This window comes from Roseibium sp. (assembly GCF_025698965.1).
Classification (GTDB): Bacteria; Pseudomonadota; Alphaproteobacteria; order Rhizobiales; family Stappiaceae; genus Roseibium.
The window spans coordinates 1-5592 of record NZ_JAILWL010000440.1 but is presented as its reverse complement, the minus strand read 5'-3'; the positions used below and the strand labels follow the sequence as shown (position 1 = coordinate 5592).

Below are 5592 nucleotides of genomic sequence, written 5' to 3'. Positions count from 1 at the left end.
CACTGGGAATGGCTGCCGGTTTCGACAAGAATGGGGAAGTACCGGACGCGTTGCTGAAAATTGGTTTCGGGTTCACCGAGGTCGGTTCTGTGACGCCGAAGGAACAACCCGGAAACCCGCGGCCACGTGTCTTTCGCCTGCACGAGCATGAAGGTGTCATCAATCGCTACGGCTTCAACAACGAGGGGCACGCGGCGCTGCGCCGCCGTCTGAACGCCCGTGCCCGCCTGACCGGGATCGTCGGGATCAACGTCGGGGCGAACAAGGATGCTGAAGACCGGGTGGCCGACTATGTCTCCGGTATTTATGAGTTTGCCGATATGGCGTCCTACTTCACGGTCAATATTTCCTCGCCCAATACGCCGGGCTTGCGGGACCTGCAGGCACGATCAGCTCTTGCAGAGTTGCTGACCGGTGTCATTTCCGCCAGGGACGAGTGCACCCGCAGGCTGGGGCGCCATGTTCCGATGCTTCTCAAGATCGCTCCGGACGTCGCTGACGAGGACCTCAACGACATTGTCGAGGAAGTGCTCGCAAAAAACGTCGACGGTCTGATCGTTTCCAACACTACGATCGGTCGGGAGGGCGTAGGTCGTCAGGGCAATGCTGGAGAAGCCGGCGGCCTCTCCGGCCGGCCGTTATTCCGCAAATCGACGATTGTGTTGGCAAGGGCGCGCAAACTTGCAGGGCCGGACCTGCCGATTGTCGGGGTCGGTGGCATTGACAGTGCTGAGACCGCCTGGACGAAAATTACGGCAGGGGCGGATTTGTTGCAGCTCTACTCGTCTCTTGTTTTCAAGGGGCCGGCTTTGATCGAAGAGATCGTCACCGGTCTTTCCGCAAAACTTGATGAACACGGTCTCTCGTCCCTGCGCGAAGCGCGGGATACGGCGGTCGAGCATTGGGCATCTCAGACCGCATAATTGGAGTGACGCGATACCGGGCTTCAAACCGCGGCGAAAGTTTTTGCCGCACGCTTGCGACAGGAAAGCAGAAGGCTGACACCGCGCAGTCCGAGGAACAGCGACAGGGCGAGCCAGAGCCCGTGATTTCCAAGAAGCGGAAAGAGTGTGTAATAGGCAGCGATATAGGCGGCGAGCGACAACAGCATCATGTTGCGCATGGTTCCGGACCATGTAGCCCCGATAAAGACCCCGTCCATCTGATACGCCAGAACACCTAGCAGCGGAGCGACGATGACCCAGATGAGATAGGTGTTGCCGATCTCCCGAACGTCATGTGACGTGGTCATGAAATCAATCATGGAAGGGCCGGCCATCAGAAAGACCGCTGAAAGAATGCCGGCCAGCGCAAAGCTCCAGAAGGCGGTCAGTTTCAGGGTCCGGTCGAAGGCTGGCCGGTATCGCGCACCAACTGCCCGTCCGGCCAGTTGTTCGGCTGCGGTTGCCAGACCGTCCAGAAAATAGCTGGAAACGAGGATGAATTTTTCGAGGACCGCATTGGCCGCCAGAACCGTGTCGCCCTGATCCGCCGAGCGAGCCATGAAGAAGGCATAGGCATAAAGCAGTGCGAATGAACGGATCATGATGTCCCGGTTCAAGGCCATCATGCGCAGCAACAGCCGACGGTCAAAAATGATGGATACCGCAGGCCAGGAGCCTTGCTTGACGTGAGACAGGACCAGCGCGAGACCTAGAATTGTCGCGGCAACCTCACTCAGGACAGTCGCCAGCGCTGCGCCTTCGACACTCCAGCCAAGTCCGACAACGAACCAGATGCTGAGCACAATATTCAATCCATTCAGCACGAGTTGCAGAACCAGACCCGTGCTTGCGCGGCCCAAACCGATGAACCAGCCCAGTATGGCGTAATTGGCCAGCAGGAACGGCGCGCTGAAAACTCTGATGTCGAAATAGCGAACAGTTGCTGACTGGACGTCGCTGCTGCCACCGAGAAACCATAGTCCGATTTCCCGGACCGGCACATGAAACGCGATGACCACCAAACCGCCAAAGAGTGCCACGACCAGGGCACGCAGGAGCGTTGCCTTGATCTCTTCGTCGTTTTTTGCGCCCAGAGCTTGTGCCGTTAAGCCTGTGGTGCCTGACCGCAGAAAATTGAATGTGGTGAACACAAGGTCGAAGATGATACCGCCCATGGCGATGCCACCCAGCAACGCTGCATCACCAAGGCGTCCGATCACGGCCATGTCGACGACACCAAGCAGCGGTGTGGACAGGTAGGCGAGTGTCATCGGGACGGCAATTGCCAGCACGGAGCGGTGCGTTACCGAGAAGGCTTCTCCCGGAAGCGGACTGCTGGCTGAGGGATTGGACATATAGGCTCACTTCAAACAGCAGCTCTTGTTGTCCAGACCGTTGGGTTCGTCAATTGAATTCTTCAGGCCAATCGAATGTCAGCATTCAATCCACATTGGGGCTTTTCGGGTACGTGGAGCGCATTATATTGCGCGCAATGGTGCTACCGATCGTTCATCACCCGGCCTACTGCGCGGATCTTCCCGCCAATCACCGCTTTCCAATGGATAAGTTCAGGGCAGTTGCCGATCTTATCCGCAAGGAAGACCTGCTCGACGGCAAACCGTTCTTTCGGCCAAGGCCTGCTCCGTTCGAATGGGTCGCTCTAGCCCATGACCCTCTTTATGTGGACCAGGTGTTCAATGGAAAGGTTCCGGAACAGGTTGCTCGTGAAATCGGGTTTCCGATGCGGGCGGATATCGCCCTTCGGGCCCGCTGCGCCACTGGTGGAACGGTGTTGACCGGATATCTTGCGCTCGAACACGGCCTTGCCTGCAACACAGCGGGGGGGAGCCATCACGCCCGTCGCAGGCATGGCGCCGGTTTTTGTGTCTTTAACGATGTTGCCGTCGCAATCAGGGTGATGCAGGCCGATGGCGCCATTCAAAAGGCACTGGTGATTGATCTTGATGTGCATCAGGGCGATGGCACTGCCGAAATTTTCCTAGGCGATCCGGATGTGTTCACATTTTCCATGCATTCGGAGAAAAACTATCCGGTGCGAAAAGTTCCGTCACATCTCGATATCGGCCTGCCGGACGATACCGGCAACAAAACCTACCTGGAATGCCTGGAGAAAGCTCTACCGGATCTGTTGGCGCAGGAAAACTGGGACATTGTTTTTTTCAATGCGGGCGTTGATCCCTATGCTGAGGACAGGCTTGGCCGTTTGGCCTTGTCGCGAAATGGCCTGCGTCTTCGGGATCGCTACGTCATTGAAACGGTAAGCCGGGCAGGGATCCCGCTTGGAGGCGTGTTGGGCGGTGGCTATTCGTCCGACATCGACGAACTCGCGGATCGCCACCTGACCTTGCACAGAACAGCGAGAGGTGTGGTGCAATCAAAGGCGATGGTGGATTCGAGAAGGGAAGCGATTTCAGCACTGCAGACGTAACAGCTGCCATCCGGCTTTAGCAACGCGCCGAACAACGAGGATCAGGCGAGTATTCCGGTGCTGACAGCAGATGCCGAAAGGGTCCCGCTGGCAGTGGGTATGCCGGTGGAGATAATTGAGCTACCTGAGCCAAGTCCTAGGGCGTTTTTCAATCCTGGGTCATCAAGTTCTTTCAGACCGTCTTCAAGGTCGCCCCGAAGGTCTTTCAGGTCCTTTTCGGCTTCTTCGTCATCTCTTTCTGCAAGTTGCTCCAGACGAGCGGCAAGATACTTGATTTCGGCGGCTATCTTGCCCAGCTCCTCGTGCTCACTTTGCATTCTCGCACGGCGGCCCAACCGATGCGCGTCATCGCTGTCTTCCAGTCTTTCCGCATAGGCCTGAACGGCAGATATCAGGTTAAAGCCGGTCTCGTCAGCTGTTGATTGGCCTGTGCTGTCTGCAGGGTCGATTGACGGGCTTTCTCCATAGCGCGACTGAACTTCTGTGTTGGCCGCATCATCTTTGGTTGCGACACTGCTCGAGCTGTTTTCAGGCAGAGGTGAGGCCACAGTCTCGGCCTCGATAGAAACGGTGCTGGTTTCAACTGCCGAAGTGAGGCCAGGCGATCCGCTAGCCACAGGTGAGGAGGAAGCGGCTTCGATTACCGCGGCAACTGTATTCACCGAATTCGAAGTGACGGCGCCAATTCCCCCGAAAGCCTTATCCTGTCCGGCCTTGTTGAGCTCCTGAGACGCGGTCTTGAATTCCTTTGAGATTTGCTTGAGTTCCCTCATCAGGCGCTTGGCCTGTTCCGGAGAAGCAAACTTGAGCAGTTCTTTCAGTTGCTCGATACGCTGCTCGATGCGTTTGATACGTTCCTGACGCATCGCATCCTGACCGCTTTCTATGGATCGGGAGAGGCCGCTGCTCAATTCGACGGCTTCTTTGTAGTCCTCAAAGAGAGATAGAGCGGCGTCATCGTCTTCGGAGCCATTCGCATCCGAAGCGCTGATGGCTTGAGCGAGACTTTCGGCAGTCGAAAGACCAGTGTGTTCTTTCTGCGTATCAGTCCTGTTTCGCAGATCGAATTGCTGTCGACTGGAACTTTGTAGAATAGAGAATATGGACATATCAGGCCCGGGCGGCTCGGAGGGATATGTTCAATCTTTATTAAACAAGGTTAATATATTCCTAACTTCTCGCATAAGTTGATTTCATGCAGGATTGTTGACACTCCAGACGAGTGTCATCGTGACCGCCCCATGGAAAGAATTCGGGATACCAACCAGATAGGCACCACGACAATTGCGCCAACGACCAGGTAGTTTCCGAGACGTCCGATCGCGTGAAAACCCATATTCCAAAGTCTTTCGAAGAAATTGATCGTCATATGGACCAAATCCAGCGGATCAAGATTGAGGGCTGACAGGATAATTCCGACAACGAAGGAGATGAACACAAGTCGCAAAACCACTTGGGCAGGGGAGCCTCCCAAAAAACGGCTCAGGCCGGTGTCTGACATTTGCTTCTCCTAAAATAGTCTGGTCGACGGTCGCATAGCCGGAAATTAGGCACGTTGCGCCTCAATTACAATGTGTGATGGTTTTGGGTCCCGTTCCCAACCATCGGAAAAATCCACAATCGGCAGACTACCAATTAAATACACGTGGTGTCGTAAATGGTTAAAACTGAGACATTTCGTGCCAAAGACAAGAAATGTCGATCGACGTATCTTCGAGATAGACAGTTATTCGTGGCGATGTCGGAACCCCACTTTCGTCCTCGCTAAAGGGCTGTCTCTACCCGTGGTGAAAGAACGACTTTCAGACCGGTGTTCAAGGCACCGGCGAACCAGAAACGATCACATTGCGGGGTGAGTCTGTTGCCGGCGTAGCGGAACGTCTCTTTGCAGTCCTACGTTCCAAGTCCCATCGGCATGAAGCAGTCGAACGATAAGGAGTATCGCGCGCCTGTCAGACAAATGGAACGATCTTCGGCGCGGCGATGATATGCCCGAGAATATCACCGCGCCGCAATTCTTCACGCGTCATTACCAAAATTTTTTCAATCTCAAATCCGTGACATGCCCGGGTTAATTGCGTTGCCACTGCGCTGGAACCGGCGTGTTTATCCCGCGTCAACCGTTGCTTCATCTGTCTGCCGATCCGGCTTTGCCTCAACAGTTTCGCGCGTCGTTGTGATCCGTACCCTGCCTTCTAG

Annotated in this window: 6 protein-coding genes; 2 read left to right on the top strand and 4 right to left on the bottom strand. The window is 55.4% G+C overall.

The genetic code is table 11. The features are described from left to right. On the top strand, positions 1-923 hold a 923-nt coding region (locus K5905_RS26400; protein ID WP_297589782.1), incomplete at its 5' end, for a quinone-dependent dihydroorotate dehydrogenase. Between the two features lie 23 nt (positions 924-946). Here the strand turns inward: K5905_RS26400 and K5905_RS26395 are convergent. Further along, positions 947-2299 carry an MATE family efflux transporter gene (locus K5905_RS26395; protein WP_297589779.1) on the bottom strand — a complete coding sequence of 451 codons (1353 nt, stop codon included), beginning with the start codon at positions 2297-2299 and terminating at the stop codon, positions 947-949. Positions 2300-2436: 137 nt separating this feature from the next. Between K5905_RS26395 and K5905_RS26390 the strand changes: the two genes are divergently transcribed. Then, positions 2437-3393, top strand: a complete 957-nt coding sequence (locus tag K5905_RS26390) for a histone deacetylase (RefSeq protein WP_297589785.1) — start codon at positions 2437-2439, stop codon at positions 3391-3393. 41 nt (positions 3394-3434) lie between these two features. On the opposite strand, the gene K5905_RS26385 is transcribed toward K5905_RS26390, so the two are convergent. The 3 genes from K5905_RS26385 to K5905_RS26375 form a co-directional block, all read right to left on the bottom strand. Beyond that, a complete protein-coding gene (locus K5905_RS26385) occupies positions 3435-4502 on the bottom strand; it encodes a hypothetical protein (protein ID WP_297589777.1) in 1068 nt (355 codons plus the stop codon). Between the two features lie 116 nt (positions 4503-4618). After that, positions 4619-4894, bottom strand: a complete 276-nt coding sequence (locus K5905_RS26380) for a DUF6460 domain-containing protein (RefSeq protein ID WP_297589774.1) — start codon at positions 4892-4894, stop codon at positions 4619-4621. A 451-nt stretch (positions 4895-5345) separates the two neighbouring features. Further along, positions 5346-5525 carry a hypothetical protein gene (locus K5905_RS26375; protein WP_297589772.1) on the bottom strand — a complete coding sequence of 60 codons (180 nt, stop codon included), beginning with the start codon at positions 5523-5525 and terminating at the stop codon, positions 5346-5348. Positions 5526-5592 lie beyond the last annotated feature (67 nt).